The organism is Desulfovibrio sp. SGI.102, assembly GCF_050314315.1.
In the GTDB taxonomy this organism is placed as follows: Bacteria; Desulfobacterota; Desulfovibrionia; order Desulfovibrionales; family Desulfovibrionaceae; genus Desulfovibrio.
In genome coordinates this window covers 1-286 of record NZ_JBNPNC010000144.1, presented here as the reverse complement: position 1 = coordinate 286, position 286 = coordinate 1, and the positions used below count along the sequence as shown (strand labels likewise).

Below are 286 nucleotides of genomic sequence, written 5' to 3'. Positions count from 1 at the left end.
TGCCCGCCAGAACGTCCTTTCCGCTCCTGCGTCCATGGACATCACCGCCGAGATCATCAGCCGCATGGACGCCGGCAGTGTGCAGTTCGCCGAGCTGCCCAAGGTCAGCATCCGTACCCATGCCGACGGCCCCGACGAAAAGGCCGGCAAGGAAGAAAAGACCGGCAAGAACGACAAGGGCGCCAAAAACGAAAAGAAGTAGAAAAGACGAAGTAGAAGAGAAGCAACAAAGAAACAGAAGAATTTCTTGCCCGTTACAACCAGACAGGAGGATATCCCCATGCCC

General features: G+C 55.9%; 1 protein-coding gene. It reads left to right on the top strand.

What is annotated here, in order from left to right:
• On the top strand, positions 1–202 hold a 202-nt coding region (locus ACQRCJ_RS12540; RefSeq protein WP_427799956.1), incomplete at its 5' end, for a hypothetical protein.
• Positions 203–286 lie beyond the last annotated feature (84 nt).